We start from the raw sequence: 20,771 nt of genomic DNA, 5'->3' as shown, positions 1-20,771 counted from the left end.
AACATTTCTTTAACTCAAAAGATTGTTTCGCATCCACTATGTACTTCTGAAATAGCACATCGCACAGGGGCTCCGCCCCCGTGTGCCCCCAAAAAAAGGGGTGCGTCCCATGACGGGATGTATCGGCTAATTTCATAGTGTTTCGGCGGCTATAGCGGTGGGGAAACGCCCGGTCCCATTCCGAACCCGGAAGCTAAGCCCACCAGCGCCAATGGTACTGCACTCTGATCGGTGTGGGAGAGTAGGACACCGCCGAACTATCATTCCGGGATGCCCCGCAACACTCACGTGTTGTGGGGCATCACCGCATTCCCGGCCCTTTTTCGGCGCCGTTCCCGCGGTACCTTCACGCTCCCGCGGTGCCCCCACGTTCACGCTCTCAGTGCACCGAGCGCGTGAGCATGCAGACACCGCGTCGACAAGAACCAACCGCGCCACGCAGAGCAGAGTTCGCGCGGCACGTCCACGCTCGCGCGGCGCCCCGTCCTCGCGCGGACAGTGAACCGAGGGCGTGAGCATGCAGACACCGCGCCGGCATGCAGACACCGCGTCGACGAGCAGCACCCGCGCCACGCCGGTCTTCCCGCGGCACATGCTCGTTGGCGCGGCGCCGTCGTCTTCGCGCGCTCAGTGCACTGACCGCGTGAGCATGCCAGCACCGCGTCCACGAACAGCACCCGCGCCACGCCGGCCTTCACGCGGCACGTCCACGTTCCCGCGGCGTCTCCACGGTCACGCTCGCATTGCACCGACCGCGTGAGCGCGCGGGCACCGCGTCGACGAACAGCACCCGCGCCGTCACCGCCCGCCGGCCGGCAGAAGCAGACGATCCCAGCCCAGAAACCAAGCGGACGATACTGAACCACATGACGCGCAGAGGCACCGCGGGAACGCCCGTCCTCGTCGACACCGATGGAGGTCTGGACGACGTCGTCGCCTTACGTGCGCTGGCGGCGACCGGCAGATTGTGGGGTGTCACATCGACGTGGGGAAACGTGTCGGCGCCGGCGGCCGCGCGGAACGCGAGTCTCGCGGTACCGACCGTCCCGGTGTGGTCCGGCTCGAAGCGACCGCCGCCACGGTGGCGACCGTCGGCGGTTCATGGCCACGACGGTCTTGGGGACTCCACGACCGTCGCGCAGCGGATCTACCGGCCGACGTTGACTCCCGAACCGTCCGAGGTGATGATCGAGTTCGCCCGGTCGGAACCGAGCGGTGTCCTCCTGTGCATCGGTCCGTTGACGAACCTGGCGACGGCGCTCACTCGCACGGCAGCCGTACAGCAGTTGCGTCGCCTGCAGATCGTGGTGTCCGGCGGAGTCGGCGTCAGCCGATCACCGATGGACGCGCGGATCCGCGACACCAACACCCGGCACGACCCACAAGCGACTGCGTCCGTGATCCGGTCGGATCTCTCCATACGGTGGGTCGGGCTCGATGTGAGTCGTCGATTCATCCTGCGCCGCACGGACATGACAGCCGGCCAGATAGGGGGGTTCGCGGCGACGCGCTCCTATGGTTTGCGTCGACGCCCGCTGGGGCGGGGCTCCGGATGGTCGGCCCCGTGCCACGATCTGGTGGCCGCGACGGCGGCGGTCAATCCCGCAGCCTTCGCCTGGACCACCTCGACCATGCGGATCGCGACCCGTGGATCGAGCGCCAAGGTGTGCGGAACCACCGGACACCCAGGGCCATGGCCTGATTCGGACCGGTCCGAGGCCGCTGTGGACGTCGATCTCAACGCGGTGAGGGCGATGTGGAAACTCGCCCAGCTCGAGTCCAGAGACTGCCCGAGCGGGGACCACGAGCCTCTGCCCTGACGTTGTCAGCTCGCGTCTGCGTCGTCGGCCAGCCACGCCCCGTGCAGTCCCGCCGGCACCCGGATCGGCAGGTCGATGGTGGCGATCGGTCCGTCGGCGGGGGCGTCGGCGTCGAGAAGATAGAAGCTCGAGCGAAGGCTGTCCGGGTCGGTGCCGATCGCTCCCCAGTAGTCGTGGTGCGCGCCGGGTAAGAAGATCGGTTCGCCGATCGCCACGCCCGGGCTCCAATAGTCTTCGGTGCCCGCGGCGAGATCGTGGAACCACAGACTGTCGCGCGTGGCGTCGTCGTGCGGACCGCGCGCCACCGAGGCGACCCGGTGATGGTCGAGCGTGAGCAGGCGGTCGTCGACGCGCGGGAACTCCATGTCGAGTGCGTTGTCGCTGAGAACGTTCCGCGTGATGGAGCCACCGGCGTCGATGACGGCACGGGTGAGCGTCGACGTCGCCGGCCGGTCGACGTCGGCGAAGCCACCCGGATAGGTCCACTCCACGTAGTCGACGGTGATCGTGCCGTCCGGGTTGTCGAAGGCGTTGGCGAAGTGCCACACCCAGAACGGGTCGGTGTGCACCCACCGGACCGGGCCACCGTCGCGGGGGAGGAGTGCGATGCGGGTGCCGTCATCGGGTCGCCACGACAGCAATGAACCGCCCGTCAGCATCGCCTCGATGTCAAAAACCAAGGGACACAGAAACAGCACGACGTAATGCGCGGTCAACGCCATGTCGTGGATCATCATCGGATCGGTCACCCCGTCGACCGGTGTCGGGGTCCGCGTCACCTGACCGTCGGCGGCGATCACCGACCACGTCAGATACGGGGCCTCGAGAGCGTAGTTGAACACGATCAGCTCACCTGTTCGCGGATCGGTCTTCGGGTGCGCGGTGCTGCCCACCAGCATCGCGCCGTCGCAGTGGGTGGGACCGATCGTCGACAGATCCGTCGGATTCAGCAGGTACGGATGGTCGGATTCGGCCATCGCCATCAGCCGGCCCGAATGCCGGACGATGTTGATGTCGGGCAATTGGCGGAAGGTTCCCGCCAGGTCGGGACCGGCCTCCTCGGCGGGCGGGGTGTACCCGTCGGTGATGCCGGACCAGATGGCATGTCCGGCAGCCTCTTCCGCCGTCACCATCGGCGTCCGGACGAACTTGTTGGTATAGCCGACCCGCCCGCCGTCGAAGCGGATGCGATGGACCATGCCGTCACCGTCGAGCGGATAGACATACGAGCCGATCGGATCGAACCGGGGGTTCGGCCCGTTGCGGAGGTAACTGCCCCGCAGATCGGCCGGCAGGTCGCCGTGCACGGTGAGGTCGGCGACGTCGACCTCCTCACGTTGCGGCGCGAACACACCGGTGAGGTGACTGTGGTGGGCGATGTCGACCGGCGCGGGTCGGGTGGCGGGGGAGTCGGTGGTCATGGCTCTGGCCTCTCGGTACGACGTGGTCGGGGATCAGGCGTTCTCGACCGTGTCGATCCACCGGGCCATGGGAGTGAGCCTAGACCGAAATCGGACATCCCGGGGGCCGTGCGGCCGACCGCTCCCGAGATTCCGCCGTCACGCGATCGGTCGAATCCCCCGCCGCCCGGAATCCGGGAGCGCCACGATGCGTAAGGCCGCGCGCAGCTTGGCGGCCGTGGCCGCCCACGATCGCGCCTCGTGACGGCATGCGTCGCGTTCCTCGGCGTCACCGGAACGGTTCGCGTCGTCGGCGGAGGAGTTCCACGACGATTCCTGCTCCTCGCAGATACGGATGTACCGCAGCACCGCCGAGCGGTCGTGCTCGCAGATCTCGGCGACCTCGTGTGGGTTCAGGGTGGCGTTGTCGAGGTCGAGGTGCAGGATGGTGAGCAGTGCATCGGGTAGTGACCCCTCCTCGTCGGGGTCAGAATCCGTTGCTGTGGTGTGTTTTTCGCGGGTGGTGGCCAGTCGGACGATGCGTGGCGCGTCGTCCTCGACGAAGGTGAACCAGTCGTTGAGGGCGCCGTTGATGTTCTCCGGGACGAAGACGGCGGCATCGATGATGCGTTGGGCGACGACGGTCCGGCCGCGCAGGAGCAGGCGTATCGCCGCGTGGTCGGTGGGCTGTGCGGCGATCACCGTCGCGGCGTGCGCGGGATCGATCACCTTGTCGGTGAGGACGGTGAACACCTCGATGCACGGCGCGGAACCGCACACCCGCAACCAGGACGCGTAGGGCCGGGTCGGCAGCGGAAGGTCCCCGTCCTCGTCGAGGTCAATGGTGCATCCGGCGGCGGTCTCGAGCATGGTGTGGATCAGTGACCGCAGATGATCGGCGTCGTGCGGTGCGGTCCCGATCCGCAGGGTGGGTTCAGGCTCGGGTGACGGTGGCAGGAACGGGGCGGCGAGGAAGGCCGGATGCACCACCTGCCACACCTGGCGCAAGGTGTCGACGGTGAGCGAGGCGAGGTCATCGGCACGAGCCCGACTGCCCTCGGCGATGTAGCTGCCGTTGCGCAGTCGCCGCCAGCCCAGCGCACGGAGCTGCTCGACCTGCAGGAGATGGCGGTCGACGACGCCGTCGGGGGCATCGGCGCGCACCGTGATGCGTACCCGATGGGCGCCGGTGAGGGTGATGTCCAATCGCGTGGCCGTATCGTCGGCCACGAGGCCGGTCACCTGAAGCCAGGTGCTCTCCGAGTCGGAGAGATCACCGAGCACGTCCGCGAGGACCGCCCGGAATCCGCGCCAGGCGTCGTCGATCGACGAGTCGAAACCGTTGGTGCTCATCGAATCTCCTTTCGTCGGAGAGGGGTGGACCTCTCCTCGGCCACTACGTTACGGCGGGGGTACGACATATCCGTGCCCCGTTGGCGGGCGGTGGCGACTCACGCACCGCCGACGATGTGCGGGGTCGGCGGTGTGAAGCCGGTGTTGTCCGGCAGTGGGCTTTCACCGAGGTCCGTGCCGACCTGCCTGACGGTCTTCACCGTCTCGAACGGCGACGCTCCCTGCCGCGCGAGGGTGTCGTCGTACCAGGCGAACCACGGGAATCCGTACTGCGCGTACTCCTCGATCGTCAGCGGCCGATGATGCGGCGGCTCGTCGGTGAGCTGCTGCCACGACGCCGAGTCCATGATCCGGACCGACGCTCGCTCGCTGACATCCTGACACCAATTCTCGTGCGGCTGAATCGGTGTGGCGATGGACTGTGCGATGGACCCGCCGGCGCCGAGACCCATCGCAGGGTCATCGGGTGGTGCCGCGAAGCAGAGACCGTCGGCGACGATGGGCGCGATGTGCTGCCACTTGTCGCGACGGAGCGGCACCACCGAGAACTCGAGGGCGCCACTGTGGGCACCGGTCAACTGCTCGGCCACCGTGTACCCGGTGCCGAGGCGCCGCGCGACGAACTGCCGCACCGTGGTCGCGTCCACCCGGTAGCCGTCGAGCCACGGTTGCTCGTCGGTCTCGAGGTAGTCCCCGGCGTCGAAGTCCGGTTCAGCGGTGAAGGCGTCACCCGTGATCGCGTTGATTCCTCCCACACCCACCTTCACCAGGAACGAATAGCCCTTCGGCGCAGTGAAATCGATCCACGCGGCCTCTGACTGCCACATCGGCATCAGGACGTCGGCAGCACCATTGGTGGTCTCCCGAAGGGCGAAGCTGCCCAAACTGGGCGGCAGGCCGTAGGTCGTGTCGTCGTCGGGGACACGCAGTGTCCGGTGGAAGGTGATGTGCAGGACCGCGGCCGGATCGACCTCGGGGAACGCGAAGGTGAGCGTGTTGTGGTCGGTGGAGACGGTCATCGGGCAACCTCCTGGATCGGATGTGTGTGCCACGGTAGTGATGGGGTACGACAAAGTGCGTGTGTGATGTCGGACCGAGGTCGGACGACCCTCACGCGTCCCTTCTGTTCGCTTCACGCGGTCGGTTCGTGGCGACGCGGTACCCCCGCGCTCACGCTGGCTGTGCAATGACCGCGTGAGCGTGCGGGCGCCGCGTCGAGCAGAAGCTGCCGCGTGAAATGGGTTATGGACCAACACAACACACGCCCGGGCACACCCGTCATCCACCGACGTCCGAATTGTCGGTACCCGGATCTATGGTGTTGCCCAGACGGACATCGTCGATGACCGACGGCACGGGGAGGCAGCATGGCATCAGAGGATTTCGGGAGCGGGGATCGGGATTCGACGACGGGGTTCCGTCACCCGTGCGGAAGTTGCCGGACGGGACGGTTGAGGTGGCGGTGTCGTTGAACGCACGCGCCGCGGTCGCCGCCGCGTCGGAGGATGCCGGGCATCTGCTGACGATGGTCCGGGACACGCTCGCCGCGTGTCTCCAAGAGGACGTCGAGATCGTCCGCGACGTCATCGGTCTCACCTTCGACGAGATGCACACCACGATCCTCGTGTCGCCGGAGGCCCTTCGAATTGAGTTCTGCACCATCGTCGGCCACGAGACGCCCGACATGGAGTTGCTGGGTGCGGTGATCGCCGAACACTCGTCGCGCTGGCCCGACATCTCCATCGTTGTCACCAAAGCGCACGTGTTCGCCGTCAAGGCGGTGGATGCGAAGATCTTCTCGCCAGACAATCTCGTTGCCGCACTGGCCGACCGGCGTCGATTCCTGCGCGAAGGTGCCATCGACATCGAGGAGCAACTCGACCCCGGGATGGCACCGAATCCGGAGTGCGAGATCGAGGTGATGCCGCAGGCGTTGGCCGAGATGATCGTCCGGTACCACACCGATCGGAGCACGGTCACCGCCGATTCGATCATGCGTACCTCGCGGGCCAATGGGCCACTGTTGCGGCGCTACGCCCGAATCTGTCAGGCGCACATCGCCTTGTACACGGCGGTCGCGCCGAAGTTCGAGGCCCGCGGAGACGGCGACGAGGCCCGTCGTTGCGACAATCGGCGACAGGCCATGGAGACCTTCCTGCCGGTACTGCTCGCCGCGATAGCCCTGTCGGCGGAGAGCAACATGCGATGGGAGCGACCGCAGGGTGCGTGAGGAGCGTGCCGTGCGCGTCGCATGAGATGGCCGGGATGACACCATTCCTCGTAACTCACAGGTCCTAGAGAAGTGAGTTCATCCCGGCCACAGAGCTATTGGACAGTCGTCACAAGATGGATGTGGCGTGCAGTGGCCGTATGTCAGTTCTTGATGCCCACCCCGCGGTAGTCGACCGCGTACAGGATGGGGCAGACGACCGTCGAGGTCTCACCGCTGCGCGCCTTCTTCCATGGCCCCTCGACGAACTTGTAGAACGTCGCCCCTGGGATGGTCGGGTTGAAGCATGTCGCGTACGCCTGGTACCAGCCAGTTCCACCGGTGCACTTGGCTGTTGCGTAGGTGTTGCCGCCGCCTTTGGTGCAGCCGGTTGGCGCTGCTCCGGCAACACCAGTGGTGGCTGTCGCCACTGTGGCCGCGGCGCTGGCGGCAAGTACGGTCGCGGCGACGCGATTTCGAAGCTTCACGTTTTCTCCTGAGGTGACTGGACTTTCGACAGTCCCCGACTGCCGTCGACATTAGCGATGGCTGCGATCGACCACAGTCGGCCAATAGGGGGAGCCGAGCGAGATGTTCCGTGTTGAACCATTTGTCGCAATTGGTGATTCGGTGTCCTGGCGGCATTGGCGCGGGCAGTTCTGCTTCCCGCGGTACGCCCACACTCGCGCGTTCTGTGCAATGACCGCGCGAGCGAGCGGACGCCGCGTCGAGCAGCAGCTGCCGCGCGAAGCGTCGAGACGACACCGCAGGCGCCCCCACGCGGTGGACGGGGCCGGTTCTCCGCTTTGTCGTGAATAGGGTGAATGTACCGGTATGTCTATCGTCCGAACAGTCGAAAACCGAAGTGCAGCAGCCGCATAAGAGTTCCGAAGCGGGCGATATTGTTACGCTCCGAGCCTCATCACCAGCGTCCGAGGAGCCCCAGCGATGCGACCACTTCGACTACTACCCACCCTCGTCTGCGCGGCACTTCTCACGGCGACGGCGGCGTGCTCGTCGGTCAACGGTTCCGCCACGAGTGAGCAGTCCGGGGCGACGACGACGGCCGGTGGGTCCGCCAGTGCTGCAACGTCGTTGGCATTGAACGCGACTCTCGGCAAGGTCTGGGGTGCCAATCAAACCGGGTACGGCGAGATCAAGCCGGCGAAGATCTACAACGGCGGCGCCGGTGTTCTCGGCGAGGTCGACAACGTGGTCTGGTCGTCGTGGGGTGGACCGGAGGCGCATGCCGTCGGAACGGCGGCATGGGCGGACCCGACGAAGATCGAGGCCGATCTGTTCCCCGAACAGACCCAGGTGGTCGCGTTCAACCTCGGCACCTGCGACGGGCAACTGATGTATCAGAACCTGGAGTGGTACTTCCCGCAGCACGGTGAGGCCTTCGATCCCACGCACTACCTCAACATGTGCACGGGCCAGTATGTGACGGGCGCACCCACCTCCAGCGCATCCACTCCGACCAGCGCGGCAGCGCAGAACTCCGGCTCCTGGACCGGCACCACCCTGACGATCACCCCGACGTCGCTCGGCGTCGTGAAGGTCGGCATGACCATCGAGCAGGCCGACGCGGCAACCGGATTGACCTTCGAGAACAAGGGCGACGGTCAGCGCGGCCCCGAACTCAGCGGACAGAATAGTCTCGCCGTACGGGGCGACCCCATCACCTGTGTCGAGGCGTCGGGTAACAGCCCGACCGGACCCACCGTCATGACCGAGAAGGGCATCACCCTCGGTGATCCGGAGAGCAAGGTGACCGCGGCCTACCCCGATGCCACTCCGCTCGCGGCCGGTGGACCGTTTGCGCGGCCCGGATATCTCGTGACGCTTCCGGGCGGTCAGCTCGCGATCAACGTCGAGGAGGGCATCGTCGACCGGATCGCCGGCGGACTCGGACGCGTCCGGGACGACCTGCCCGGGCTGAGCGCCACACGATAAGCGCTCAGACGCAACGATTCCCGCCGACGCGAAGGCCTCGGCGGGAATGGTTGTCGGATGAGTCAGCGTCTCACCACAGGTCGTAGCTGACGTTGACGTTCGGGAAGCCGGACTCGATGCGGGGCGTGTTGATGAAGTAGTGCCCACCCGAGGTCCCGGTCATGCCGGTGTTGACGTCACCGCGCACATTCTCGACGTTGTAGGTGGCGGTCGGGCCGAACGCTCCGATGTGGTAGTTCACGAACACCGTCTCCGAGGGGGCCGTCGGTGCCACCGCGACGACCGTCTCCGACGCCCCGGGGGCCAGGGTGAAGGCCGGCGCGTCCACCCAGTGCCCCGAGCCCGGGGTGGCCGAGGCGAGGAACTCGGTGCGGTTGGTGTGATTGGTCAGGGTCATCGCGACGGTCGGCTCGCCGGGGTGGGTGACCGGCACCGTTCCGGCCGAGGCGAGTCCGGCGCCCCCGACGGCGATGGCGGCGGCGATCCCGGTGCCGGCGAGAACGGCGAGGGTGCGGTTCTTGATGTTCTTCGACATGACGTGCTCCTGGTGTCTGTGACGTCCGGTCCCGGTGGGGCTGGGCTGTGTTTCTGACACCAATGACTTTGCCGTGCAACGCCACCACGCAAACCCCACCGACCGGTGGATCGGCCGGTGGATAGGTGCCTCCCCCAATCGGGGGAGGCACCTGTAGTCCGGTGGACTCCTCAGTGCCCGGCGAATGCCTCCGCCAACCACCAGGAACCGCCGTCGCTGGTGATCTTCGCGTCGATGACCAGCGGCCCCGTCGTGCCGCCGGCCTCGTACGACTCCAGCCAATCCCGCACCACGGCCAGGTCGCCCACCTCGCGCACCGTCACACCCGTGGCACCGAAACCCCGTGCAATGGCGGCGATGTCGGTCTCCGGGAAGGTGACCGTGGACATGTCCGCGTTCCCGAAATGATGCACCTCGGCGCCATAGGCGGAGTCGTTGTACACGATCACCACCAGCGGAAGCCGTTCCCGTACAGCGGTGTCCAGTTCGCTGATGGCCATCAGGAATCCGCCGTCACCGGTCCCCAGCACCGGTAACCGGTCCGGCTGTGCGGCGGCCGCACCGATCGCCGTGTACAACCCGAGCCCGATCGACTGGTACGCCTGCGTGAAGCAGAAGCCGAACTCGTCGGGCACCGACAGGTGCGTCGACGGGTAACCCATGAAGTTCCCGGAGTCGATGGACACGATCCGCTCGAGGGGCAACAGCCGATCGAGTTCGACGGAGAGCAGGCGAGGATCGATACGCTCGTTCGTGGACGAGTCCGCTATCGGAACATCTTGCCACCGTGACGATTCCACGATCCGTGCCTTCACCTCGTCGGTGCGGTAGCCGACCGGTGCCGGGTCGCCGGTCACCACCGCAAGAGCATCGACAGCGGTCAGTGCGCAATCGCCGACCACCCCGACGTCCACCGGACGATGCGCGCCGATCGCGTCGACGTCGTCGTCGACCTGAATGACGGTGGTGTCGGCGCCGATCAGCCGACCGTGGCGCATCGTCCACATGTTCAGCGCGCACCCCCAGCCGACGATCAGGTCCGCCCCGGCGATGAGGTCGGCGCTGGTGTCGGTGGAGAAGCCGCCGGAGATGCCGAGGGAGAAGGGATCGCCGGCGAACAGGCCATTCGTGACCGCCGATGTCGCGACCAAAGCGCCTGTCGCCGCTGCCAGTTCGGCGATCCGCGGACCCGCACCCCGGCCCCCGCGGCCGGCCACGAAGACCGGCCGCCGCGCATCACGCAGCGCCGCAACCAGTCTCGTCACCGATTCCGCGTCGGGACGGACCCGCGGTGGCGTGACATCGACCCGGATCGGGCCCACCGCAGTACCCTCGGACGCCGCCACATCGATGGCGACGTTGAGTACCACGGTGCGTCGTCTCGTGACCGCGGTCCGGTACGCGCGGATCACGTCGGCGACCGCGGTGGCCGACGAGTACACGCGGTCGGCGACCGCGCCGACGCTGCGGACCAGGTGTTCCTGGTCGATGCGGAAGTTGGATCGCAGTGCGGCGGCCGGGCTGTCGGCGGCCAGGACGATCATCGGGGTGCGGCTCTTGGCGGCCTCGGTGATCCCGGTCATCGCGTTGGTCAGGCCGCAACCCTGATGCAGGGTGACGACGCCGACGCGCCCCGACATCCGCGAGTAGGCGTCGGCCATGGTCGCGGCGCCACCTTCGTGGCGCGCGGCGGTGTAGGGCACCCCGCCGGCGCGCAGCGCATTCGTCATGACGAAGTTGCCGCTGCCGACCACCCCGAAGGCATGCCCCACACCGAGATCGGCGAGAACCCGGCCGACCACGTCGGCGACCGTCGGGCCGTAGGTGACCCCGGAATCCATCAGTTCGCGCCGTCGATCACCGCAAGCACCCGCGACGGGCTGCCGGTGCCGCCGACGATGGGCAATGGGCTGACGATCAGCACGGCTCCGGTGGCCGGCAACTGCCCGAGGTTGCGGAGTGAGGTGACGCCGTACTTGTCGTTACCGAGGAAGTAGTTGTGCACCGGGAATGCCGGATCGAAACCGCCGGCAAGGCCCGCGTCGACGCCGACGGTCTCCACACCCAGGCCGGTGATCTCCCGTTCGGTGGCCAGCCACTGCGCACACTCGACGGTGACGCCCGGGGTGTGTGAGCCGGTGTCGTCGGCGTTGAGGAACGCCGCCTCGGAGTGCCCGCGTGATTCCCACCCGGTGCGCAGCAGCAGCCAGGCACTGGCGGCGAGGCGACCGTGCTCGGCCTCCCACGCCTCCACATCGGCAACGGTGAGCAGGTAGTCGGGGTCGTCGGCGACCTTGTCGGTGAGGTCGAGCACCGCGGCCGGCCCGATCAGCCGCCGCGGCGGGATTTGCGACACGTCGTCGCCGTCGCGGCCGGTGATCCAGTGCACTGGGGCGTCGAGATGGGTGCCGATGTGCTCGCCGGTGTGGATGTTGTTGTGCCGCCAGAAGGGGCCGGGCTCGTTGTAGGCGCTGACTTCTTCGAGGCTGAAGTCGATCAGGTTGACGAAGGGTTCCGGCAGCCGCAGGGCGGGCGTGTCGCTGCTCAGCGGGGTGGTGAGATCGACGACCTGCAGTCGCCCGCCGGCGAGCGCGTCGACGAAGTCGGACAGGATCGAGGCGGTGTCGGATGTGGTCATCGTGGCTCCCTGTGCTGGTGATATTTGCGGTACGGCTGGGACTCATCATGCCCGGCGACACGCACCGAACCTGCGGATCGGTGCCGCGGGGTGCCGATTATCGTGATCGCATGGCGCCGTTTCTGCCATTGGACATCGATCCCAATGAGCTCGAGTACGACTTCGACCACGCGACCGTGTCGCGGGGCGTGGAGTATGCGAATGAACGCCGGATCAGCGACCTGAAGTGGAGCGCCGACGGTCTCGTTGTGGGTGGGCGGTGCCGCGGTGCCCGAGGACAGAGCTATCGGGTCGAGGCCGATCTCGATGACGTCGGTGGGGGCGATCGGGAGCTGATCGAGACGCGGTGCAGCTGCCCCGTCGGCTACAACTGCAAACACGGTGTCGCGTTGTTGCTCGCCGCCAGCTACCCGCAACCCGGGTTGTCGATCGTCGACACCGCATCGGCGAGTGCGTGGCGTCGCCTGCTCGGTGACCTGGCCCCCGACACCCCGGACGTGTCCGAGGTCGCCGGTAACGCGCTGCTGGGAATCCTCGTCGAGATGCCGGGAGCCACGGCGAACACCATCGAGGCGCCGACGCTCCGGCTGGTCACACCCGGCAAGACCGGAGCGTGGGTACGGACCGGGGTGAGCTGGAAGACGATCGAACCCGGTCACCGGTCGGCGTGGAATCGGTCGACACGCGACCATGCACCCGGATACTTCGTGCCCGAACAGCTCGGACCGGTGCGAGCCATCGGACGGGCCTTCCGCGCGAATCACCCCTACGGCATGGACCAAACCCTGGATCTGGCGTTGGCGCCGGCAGAGATCTGGGATCTGCTGGACGCGGCCGTCGACGCCGGCGTCACCCTGGTCGCCCACGCCAAGACCACCCACACCAGCACCATTGCGTTGCTGAGCGGTTCCTCGGCGCAGCTACGGGTCATCCGCGACGACGAGGGACTCGCCGTCGCCCCGAGCATCGCCCTCGACGGATACACCTGGGACGGATCGCCGGCCGAGATGATCGGCGACCCGGAACCCCACGGCATCGTCGCGCGCTCCGAGGACACGCTCCTGCTGGGGCCGTTCACGCCACCCCCGTCGATCGACGCGCTGCAGGAGTTGTTCTCCCGTGGCGTGGTGCGCATCCCCGACGACGAGGCCGAGGAGTTCACCAGCGAGTTCCTGCCCCAGCTCGTCGACGTGATGCCGGTGCAGGTGGCCGACGACGCCCTCGAGGTCGCCGAGACCACCGGACCGGAGTTGCTGCTCACCCTGCGGCCGACGGATGCCGGCACCCGCGCGACGTGGGAGGTCGTTTATCAGGTCAACGGGCAGCGACGCACCTTTGAAGGCGAGCACCGGTCGGGGATTCGCGATCGCCGGGCGGAAAATGCTGCGTGGCAAGCGATTCGGCCGCATTTGGAGCAGGCGGCGCGTCTGTGTGTGACGTGGCGCCGACAGATGATCGCCTATGCCGCGCACGTGGTCGGCGGCCCGGGACTGATCGAACTCGTTCAGCAGGACCCCGATGATCTCATCCGCGCGGCCGACATCCGGCAACTGACCCGATCGCTGGTGTTCACCCCGATGGAGACGGCGATGCTGCACGTCGAGGTGATCCCGCAGCTGGAGGAGCTCGGCGTCGAGGTGGCCATCCATGGTGAGGTCCTCGACTATCGGGAAGCGCGGTCGGCGCCCCAGATCTCCATCGGCGCAGATGGTTTCGGCGACTCCGACTGGTTCGGCCTGGCCATCACCATCGACGTCGACGGCCAGTCGGTACCACTGCCGGATGTGCTGGCCGAACTCTCCGCGGAGGCCACGCACATGCTGCTCGCCGACGGGACCTACTTTGCCCTCGACACCCCGGAGCTGAGTCGCCTCGCCGCACTCGTTGCCGAGGCAAAAGCGTTGGGCGAGTTGGAGAACGGTCAGGTTCGGCAACGTTCCGTCAACGCCACGCTGTGGGAGGAACTGCTCGCGCTCGGCGTCGTCGACAAGGAGCTGGCGGTGTGGCGATCCCGGATGGAGCGCCTTGCCGCCGCGACGCCGCCCGAACCGTGCCCGACGCCGGACGGCTTCCGGGCCGAGCTGCGTGACTACCAGACCGCGGGTCTCACCTGGCTGAACTTTTTGTGGGAGAACAGGATCGGTGGAATCCTCGCCGACGACATGGGGTTGGGCAAGACCGTCCAGACACTCGCGATGGTCGCGGCAGCACTGAACGAGGAGCCGGACGGCCGCTTCCTGGTGGTGGCGCCGACCAGCGTCATCAGCAACTGGGTGGCCGAGGCCGAGCGCTTCGTCCCCGATCTGGACGTCCTCGCGGTGACCGCGACCAGTGCGCGTGTCGGTGTGCCACTCGCCGAGCGGGTGGCCGGCAAGCAGGTCGTCGTCACCTCGTACGCGCTGATGCGTATCGGGTTCGACGAGTTCGACGAGATCGACTGGACCGGAATACTTTTTGACGAGGCGCAGTTCGTCAAGAATCACAACAGCAAGGGATATCAGTGTGCGCGGCGGCTGCGCGCCGATTTCAAGGTCGCCATCACGGGAACGCCGATGGAGAACAACCTGATGGAGTTGTGGGCGCTGCTGACGCTGACGGTGCCCGGGCTGTTCTCCTCACCGAAGACCTTCACCGAGTTCTTCCGCAAACCCATCGAATCCGGTCAGGAACCCGAACGGTTGGCGTTGCTGCGCAGGCGGATTCACCCGGTGATGTTGCGGCGCACCAAGGAGCAGGTGGCCGCCGATCTGCCGGCCAAGCAGGAACAGGTCCTGTCGATCGACCTGAACACCAAGCACGACAAGATCTATCAGACCCGGCTCACCCGGGAACGGCAGAAGGTCCTGGGGCTGCTCGGTGACTTCGACGAGAACCGGTTCGCCATCTTCCGGTCACTGACGATGCTTCGGCAGCTGAGCCTGCATGCCGGGCTGGTGGAGGACAAGCACGCCGAGGTCGCCTCGGCCAAGATCGATTATCTCGCCGAGCAGATCCCCGAACTCATCGCAGAGGGCCACTCGACGTTGGTGTTCAGCCAGTTCACCGGGTTCCTGCGGCTCATCGAGGACCGGCTCGTCGGGCTGGGTATCGATGTCAGCTATCTGGACGGTTCGATGTCGGCGAAGCAACGCGGCGCCGAGATCAAGCGCTTCGCCAGTGGGAAGACCCAGGTGTTCCTCATCAGTCTGAAGGCCGGTGGGTTCGGTCTCAACCTCACCGAGGCCGATTACTGCTTCGTCTGCGATCCCTGGTGGAATCCGGCCAGTGAGGCGCAGGCCGTCGATCGCGCGCATCGGATCGGCCAGACCCGTCCGGTCAATGTGTACCGGCTGGTGTCGGCAGGCACCATCGAGGAGAAAGTCGTTGCACTTCAGGAGCGTAAACGCGAACTGTTCAACGCGGTCATCGATGAGGGTGACCTCTTCGGGTCGGCGATCAGCGCCGACGACATCAGGGAGTTGATCGGCGGGTAGCGCGTACGAGATGTTGCCCGGGGCGATGTAGTCGGGGCCACTACTCGGGTATGTTCACCGAACCTCACAGCGTGGCCGGTACGCGAGGGATGTCACCGGACCTGCACACCCGTATCGGAATCATGACGCCGCGCCGACCGTTGACATGAGTGTGGCGTGACTCCGTCGTCGGCGCCTGCAGCCTTGCGCACAGGAGTCCCGCGAAAGGATCGAGGTGTGCGATGAGTGTCGATGTGCGACGTGCCGGCCAACCGGAAACCCACGAGGAGCCGGTGCAACCGCGTGCCCTGCTGCCCACCGACGATTCGTTCTTCGACGCCCCCGACGACGTGGCGTCGCTGACGCCCGGTGAGGTCATCCGCTCCCGTCAGGTCGAGCTCAAGGACTTCTGGGCGTCGCACCACCAGAGTCAGGCGTGGCAGTTGCTGTACCGCTCCACCGACCTCAACGGGGTCGCCGGAGTGGCCGCCACCACGATCGTGCTGCCCCGGAAGCCTGCTCCGCACGGCCGGTTCATGTTGCTGTCGTTCCAGTGCGCCATCGACGCCGTCACGTCGGCATGCTTCCCGTCCTACGCACTGCGCAAGGGTACGGGCGCCACGCACGCGATCGCGCCGTTCGAGTTCCTCGTGGTGCGTCGTGCGCTCGCCAAGGGCTGGGCCGTCACGATCCCCGACCATGAGGGCATGCTCGGCGCGTGGGGCGCACCGCGCGAACCCGGATACCGCACCCTCGACGGCATCCGCGCGACCATCAACTTCGCCGGCAAGCGACTCGAGCCGAACACACCCGTCGGTTTGTGGGGCTACTCCGGTGGCGGCATGGCCACCGCGTGGGCGGCGGAGATGGCCCCGACTTATGCGCCGGAACTCAACCTGATCGGCGCGGTCCTCGGATCTCCGGTCGGCGACATGGCGTCGGCATTGTTGCGTCTCAACGGTGGTTTCCACGCCGGCCTGCCGCTGATGGTGATGGCCGGTCTGCGCCGGGTGTATCCGGCGTTGGACGCGGCCTTCGAGGCACACCTCACCGAGACGGGTCGGCGCGACCTCGCCGCGATCTCCGAGATGGGGACCGTCGACGCGCTGCGCGAGTTCCGTAACCACGACATCGGCGACGACATCGACATCCCGATCGCCGACTTCCTCGCCCAGCCCGAGATCGTCGAGATGATGACCGACCTCGGACTCGGCTCCCACGAACCCACCATTCCGCTGCTCGTCATCCAGGCCGTCCACGACGAGGTGATCGGCATCAACGACATCGACGAGCTGACCGCGAACTACCGTGACTACGGCGTACCGGTCACCTACATCCGCGACCAACTCAGCGAACACTTCACCCTGCTCCCGTTCTCGGGTCCCCTCGCCGTGAAATGGTTGTCGCATCGACTCGAGGGCCGTCCCGCACGTGACCGCACCGTCACTTCACTTGTGGGGCAGCCACGTCCACGGTTCATGCGCACCCGTCGACGGGCACCACTCGCCGGTGGAGCCGAACCGTCACTCGCCGCATCGTCCGCTGGTCGAGCCGGTCCGGAGCGATAGCGGAGGACCGTGTCGAGGCCCCCGTAACCCGACGCCGAAACTCAACCCGCCAGTCCAGGAACCTCGGATTCGAGTCGCGCCCGTACGCCGAGAGCGGCCTGCACTGAGTCGCGAATCGCGGTCGCGAGTTTTGACAATGTCGGCTCGGACAGCTGCAGGAGATCCACCGACACATCCGAGCCGGGTGCGGCGAGTCCCTCGTCACGTACGACATCCCAAGCCTGATACGAGGGTGGCACGATGCCACCGAGGTTGATGACATCGGCAACGATGGCGCGCACGGAAGTGACGTCGACACCGGGCGCCCGGTCGACGTAGACCGAGGTTTCGGCGCTACTCATCACGGCCCCACGATACCGCGTCACCATTACCCATGAATATCAGGACCTCGCGGAGGCTGCGGCCGGAGACTCTCACGACGTTGGCGACCGCTCTGGTCGCGGTTGTGAGGTCGAGCGGGGTGCCGCTGGCGTCGAGCACTACGCGGTCTGTCTTCAGCGCTGCTCTGCGAATCTGCTTGTAAACCGCGTTCTCTGTTCCGACGGAGGTGCTCTTGATCTCCACCGGCAGACCGTCCACGAGTGCGTCGGCATCGGGAAGTTCGCTGGTGTCGTCGATCGACAGCACCCGAAACCCAAGGACGCGCAGCCTTTCCGCCGTGCGTCGTTCGCTACGTTGGAAGTGACGATCGGCGTCGACTTCAGGGGCAACGCGCTGCTCTTCGTAATACCGGGCCGCTGTCTTTCTCAAAGGGCGATCGAGGCCACCGGGTTTGTCGACGATCGTCAACTGGGGGAGCTCATCAAATAGGATGGCGCTGCCTCCAATCGATGTGAGCTATGCCCCTGAAGGGCTGGTCACCGCACGATCTTCTCGTCATCTCAGATCATCAGCCCCCACCTCAATCCTGTTGTCCCGCAACGTACCCATGTCATCGGCGAGGAACTCGACGCGGGTAACACCGACGGTGCATGTCCGCCGAACGTGGTGATGCCCGCAGATCTGCAGGCGTGGCCGCAGCGCACTGCGTGCCACCCCGACGATGGCCGCAGATTCCTGTAAGTACGCGAGCGCCCGCGGTGACCACATCGGCGCACGGGAGGCCGGGTACAGATTCAGCTCCGTGATGGCGTCATCAGGAGCGTCATGGGTGATGAAGACGTCGACGTCGCGACCTTCCACCTGCCCGATCAAGGACTCCACATCGTCGGCAGTGGGTGATTCCTCCGGCCACCAACTGACGCCTGCACGACGCTGGTCCCGGTCGATGCTGTTGGCGCCGGCGAGGCTAGCGAAGACCGCACCATCCCACTCCCAGACATTCGTGCGCGTCGCGACCCGGATGCTCGGATGTCGACGAGACCTCAGGAAGCCGTCGGCGTCGACACTGGAGAATCCGAAAGTCTTGTCGCCGAGCGTAAGTCCCGGCCAGTACTCGTGGTTCCCGGGGATGACGTAGAGGGTGCGGTCACCGAGCCGTTCGGCGACGGTACGTAGGTACCGTTGCCCGGAGGATCCCGACCACAATCCGAAATCGCCGACGTGGATCAGCCGGGCATCATCGTCGGCCGGCGCGGCGTCGAGGGCGTCGGCGGCGAACAGGGCATTGCCACGCCAGTCGCCGAACGCGATGAGCGTCACCACAGCCGGTATGTGGTTGTGGTGACCTCGAAACCGTGCTGTGTGGAACGGGTTTCGCAGCGCACTCCAGCGGCAGGCGTCGGGGTTACGGAAGCGGCGACGCGTGCAACCGCGACCCCAGAGAATCGTTGCGTCATCGAAGCGGATCCTTCCAACCGTTGAAGTGTGGTGTCACTGAGGACGTCAGTATGCCCGGCAGCTACGACAGTTCTCGTTGCCGAGGAGTTCCGACGAGGCCGAGGGCAATACGGTGCGGGCGGTTGATGCAGCCGGACATCCTTGTCGGACCTCTGGCATAGGGTCAACGACATATCGGTTGAGAGGACGGGGCGATGACGATGAGTTCACGGGCGATGGGTCGACGGTGGTCGAGGATCATTCTCTGCGTGGCGCTGCTGGGCGCAGTACCGCTCGGGGCGGCGTGTAGTGACGCCGACGCCGCGCAGACCTCCACGGTTGCGGGTTCGGCCACGGTGAGTTCCCTGGCGGCGAGTTCGACGGCAACGGTCGTCGACGTGGACCCGGCCGACTATCAACAGTCAGGCCAGCCGGGGTACTACCACTGGTCTTACGGCACGTCCCCGCTACGCGAATGTGCGATCTACCCGGGCGAGAACGGCGCGCCGACCCTGTTGTGCGCGGCCACATTTCCGCCCGGAACCCCGGATATGACCAACGACGTGTTCACCGGACCGCCCAACAGTGTCGTCCTCGCGGGTGAGAAGGTGGAGAACTACCTACAGCCGGAATGGGGCCCGACGACGCCGAAGCCGTTGCCCGTCGGACACCGGATCACCGTCTCCGGGCTGTCCTGCACGACGCTCGCCGAGGACTCCACCGAATGTCATTCGCTGGCAGCAGGATTCCGCATTGAGGCAGGAGCCGTGGTGGAGCGACACGACGGGTGAGGGGTGTTGGTCGACTGGGCTGCCAGCCGTGACCGGGTGAACCTACACATCGCGGTGATGGCCGGCTGAAGCCGATTCAGGCGGGTGCGGGTCGAATCGTCGTTGGGAATTTCCCAACGGCAGCGTACGGTGGAACGGGTGAACGACATGACCGCGATCGGCGACAGGATTCGCGAGCACATGCCGGCCGGGATGAGTCAACGTCAGCTTGCAGAACGTGCGGGTATGACACCCGACGCACTGTCCCGCGCCCTCAACGGGCAGCGTGGGCTGTCAAGTATCGAGGTCGCGCGGATCGCCGAAGTCCTGGGCGCTGACACACATTGGCTGATCACGGGTACGCCCGACCCGTTCCGGGTGGACATTGCGGCCCGGCACGCGTGGGATGCGCAGACCCGCACCCGCACGAATGCCGGTCGCGGCGAGGACCAGGCCGCGCTGGACAAGGTTGTCGATGTCTACCGCGCAGCCTTTCCGCGTGGCGCCGCGGCGTCGAAACAGCTTCCGCGATCGCCGACGATCATGCGGGAGCGTCTCGGCGAGGACTTCGTGTTCACGTTTGTCGAGAATGTCGAGCGTTCGTTGGAAGTGGACGTCATTCGGATTCCCGGGCTCAGCACCGATTACTCGTTGCGACTCGGCGATCGGGGCATCATTGTTCTGGCGAGCATGTCGAGTTGGTTTCGAAGCAATTGGTCACTGGCACATGAGCTGGGCCATCTGGCGCTTGGCCATCACGACCGACGGACGGCACAGCGGCCCAGGAGCGACAGCGACGAGAGGGCGGCGAACGCGTACGCATCGCAGCTCTTGATTCCTGCGGTGGCAATGGACCGCGTCGCCGCGGCTGCCGATGAACACGAAGTGGCGTCAATCGTCTGGCAACTCGGTGTCTCGACCGAATCGCTGAGAAACCGGGTCGACACGTCGCGAATCGCTTTCGATGCTTCAATTGCGCAGGCTATCAACAAATCCACGCTTCGGCTGATGCGTGATAATCCGACCGCGGTACCGCGTGGCGACGCATACGGTGATCCGGTCGCCGCGCGTGAGCGGGCGTCGTCGGCGCGATACTTTCCGCTGTCGCTCCTGGCTGCGCTTCGCGAGCAGACCATGATCGGGGCGGCGTCACCGGTGCACCTGGCGTGGGCACTCGACGTTCCGATCGATGATCTGGACTTTCCCGAACCTGACGACGACGCGGACGCCTTGCGATACGCAGCAATGGTGAGTGAAGCGGTGGGGCAGTCGGCCGGAACGACACTGTCGCCGGGCCCTGATACGTGAATTC

Annotated in this window: 17 protein-coding genes and 1 rRNA gene; 8 read left to right on the top strand and 10 right to left on the bottom strand. The window is 66.3% G+C overall.

The window, feature by feature from the left end; genetic code table 11:
- Positions 1 to 141 precede the first annotated feature (141 nt).
- Positions 142 to 258, top strand: a 5S ribosomal RNA gene (gene rrf / locus ACWDPV_RS22830).
- A 608-nt stretch (positions 259 to 866) separates the two neighbouring features.
- On the top strand, positions 867 to 1,820 hold the full coding sequence (locus tag ACWDPV_RS22825; protein WP_449744808.1) for a nucleoside hydrolase: 954 nt from the start codon (positions 867 to 869) through the stop codon (positions 1,818 to 1,820).
- A gap of 5 nt (positions 1,821 to 1,825) precedes the next feature.
- Here ACWDPV_RS22825 and ACWDPV_RS22820 read toward each other — a convergent pair whose 3' ends face one another.
- The 3 genes from ACWDPV_RS22820 to ACWDPV_RS22810 form a co-directional block, all read right to left on the bottom strand.
- Positions 1,826 to 3,241, bottom strand: a complete 1,416-nt coding sequence (locus ACWDPV_RS22820; RefSeq protein ID WP_449744807.1) for a carotenoid oxygenase family protein — start codon at positions 3,239 to 3,241, stop codon at positions 1,826 to 1,828.
- Between the two features lie 138 nt (positions 3,242 to 3,379).
- The gene (locus ACWDPV_RS22815; protein WP_348807578.1) at positions 3,380 to 4,573 is read right to left on the bottom strand and encodes a TY-Chap domain-containing protein; all 1,194 of its coding nucleotides are present in this window, start codon (positions 4,571 to 4,573) and stop codon (positions 3,380 to 3,382) included.
- 98 nt (positions 4,574 to 4,671) lie between these two features.
- Positions 4,672 to 5,592 (bottom strand): hypothetical protein, encoded by a 921-nt coding sequence (locus tag ACWDPV_RS22810; protein WP_449744806.1) that lies wholly within the window; start codon positions 5,590 to 5,592, stop codon positions 4,672 to 4,674.
- 443 nt (positions 5,593 to 6,035) lie between these two features.
- Between ACWDPV_RS22810 and ACWDPV_RS22805 the strand changes: the two genes are divergently transcribed.
- Positions 6,036 to 6,803 carry a T3SS (YopN, CesT) and YbjN peptide-binding chaperone 1 gene (locus ACWDPV_RS22805; protein WP_449744805.1) on the top strand — a complete coding sequence of 256 codons (768 nt, stop codon included), beginning with the start codon at positions 6,036 to 6,038 and terminating at the stop codon, positions 6,801 to 6,803.
- 143 nt (positions 6,804 to 6,946) lie between these two features.
- Here ACWDPV_RS22805 and ACWDPV_RS22800 read toward each other — a convergent pair whose 3' ends face one another.
- Positions 6,947 to 7,270 (bottom strand): hypothetical protein, encoded by a 324-nt coding sequence (locus ACWDPV_RS22800; protein ID WP_348807575.1) that lies wholly within the window; start codon positions 7,268 to 7,270, stop codon positions 6,947 to 6,949.
- A gap of 460 nt (positions 7,271 to 7,730) precedes the next feature.
- Between ACWDPV_RS22800 and ACWDPV_RS22795 the strand changes: the two genes are divergently transcribed.
- On the top strand, positions 7,731 to 8,738 hold the full coding sequence (locus tag ACWDPV_RS22795) for a hypothetical protein (protein ID WP_449744804.1): 1,008 nt from the start codon (positions 7,731 to 7,733) through the stop codon (positions 8,736 to 8,738).
- A 70-nt stretch (positions 8,739 to 8,808) separates the two neighbouring features.
- Here the strand turns inward: ACWDPV_RS22795 and ACWDPV_RS22790 are convergent, their stop codons facing one another.
- From ACWDPV_RS22790 to ACWDPV_RS22780, 3 genes are all read right to left on the bottom strand, one after another.
- A complete protein-coding gene (locus ACWDPV_RS22790) occupies positions 8,809 to 9,273 on the bottom strand; it encodes a hypothetical protein (protein WP_348807573.1) in 465 nt (154 codons plus the stop codon).
- A gap of 170 nt (positions 9,274 to 9,443) precedes the next feature.
- Positions 9,444 to 11,114 carry a thiamine pyrophosphate-binding protein gene (locus ACWDPV_RS22785; RefSeq protein ID WP_348807572.1) on the bottom strand — a complete coding sequence of 557 codons (1,671 nt, stop codon included), beginning with the start codon at positions 11,112 to 11,114 and terminating at the stop codon, positions 9,444 to 9,446.
- Complete coding sequence (locus ACWDPV_RS22780) at positions 11,114 to 11,911, bottom strand: cyclase family protein (protein ID WP_348807571.1); 798 nt, start codon at positions 11,909 to 11,911, stop codon at positions 11,114 to 11,116. The genes ACWDPV_RS22785 and ACWDPV_RS22780 overlap by 1 nt, the downstream gene beginning before the upstream one ends.
- Positions 11,912 to 12,021: 110 nt before the next feature.
- On the opposite strand from ACWDPV_RS22780, the gene ACWDPV_RS22775 reads away from it, so the two are divergent.
- Positions 12,022 to 15,384, top strand: coding sequence for a DEAD/DEAH box helicase (locus tag ACWDPV_RS22775; protein WP_449744803.1), 3,363 nt, complete (start codon positions 12,022 to 12,024; stop codon positions 15,382 to 15,384).
- A 221-nt stretch (positions 15,385 to 15,605) separates the two neighbouring features.
- The gene (locus tag ACWDPV_RS22770; RefSeq protein ID WP_348807569.1) at positions 15,606 to 16,931 is read left to right on the top strand and encodes a lipase family protein; all 1,326 of its coding nucleotides are present in this window, start codon (positions 15,606 to 15,608) and stop codon (positions 16,929 to 16,931) included.
- Between the two features lie 41 nt (positions 16,932 to 16,972).
- Here the strand turns inward: ACWDPV_RS22770 and ACWDPV_RS22765 are convergent, their stop codons facing one another.
- The 3 genes from ACWDPV_RS22765 to ACWDPV_RS22755 all read right to left on the bottom strand — a co-directional run bounded on the left by ACWDPV_RS22765 (position 16,973) and on the right by ACWDPV_RS22755 (position 18,572).
- On the bottom strand, positions 16,973 to 17,272 hold the full coding sequence (locus ACWDPV_RS22765) for a hypothetical protein (RefSeq protein WP_348807568.1): 300 nt from the start codon (positions 17,270 to 17,272) through the stop codon (positions 16,973 to 16,975).
- A complete protein-coding gene (locus tag ACWDPV_RS22760) occupies positions 17,265 to 17,720 on the bottom strand; it encodes a CdiA C-terminal domain-containing protein (protein WP_449744802.1) in 456 nt (151 codons plus the stop codon). Before ACWDPV_RS22760 ends, ACWDPV_RS22765 begins: the two co-directional genes overlap by 8 nt.
- A gap of 87 nt (positions 17,721 to 17,807) precedes the next feature.
- Positions 17,808 to 18,572 carry a metallophosphoesterase family protein gene (locus tag ACWDPV_RS22755; RefSeq protein WP_449744801.1) on the bottom strand — a complete coding sequence of 255 codons (765 nt, stop codon included), beginning with the start codon at positions 18,570 to 18,572 and terminating at the stop codon, positions 17,808 to 17,810.
- A gap of 332 nt (positions 18,573 to 18,904) precedes the next feature.
- On the opposite strand from ACWDPV_RS22755, the gene ACWDPV_RS22750 reads away from it, so the two are divergent.
- Both ACWDPV_RS22750 and ACWDPV_RS22745 read left to right on the top strand, forming a co-directional pair.
- On the top strand, positions 18,905 to 19,480 hold the full coding sequence (locus tag ACWDPV_RS22750) for a hypothetical protein (RefSeq protein WP_348807565.1): 576 nt from the start codon (positions 18,905 to 18,907) through the stop codon (positions 19,478 to 19,480).
- A 147-nt stretch (positions 19,481 to 19,627) separates the two neighbouring features.
- Positions 19,628 to 20,767, top strand: a complete 1,140-nt coding sequence (locus ACWDPV_RS22745; protein WP_348807580.1) for a helix-turn-helix domain-containing protein — start codon at positions 19,628 to 19,630, stop codon at positions 20,765 to 20,767.
- Positions 20,768 to 20,771: the final 4 nt, after the last annotated feature.

Source organism: Gordonia sp. NPDC003504 (assembly GCF_053587995.1).
Note: the sequence above shows the minus strand (reverse complement) of the source record. Positions and strands in the feature narration are given on the sequence as shown.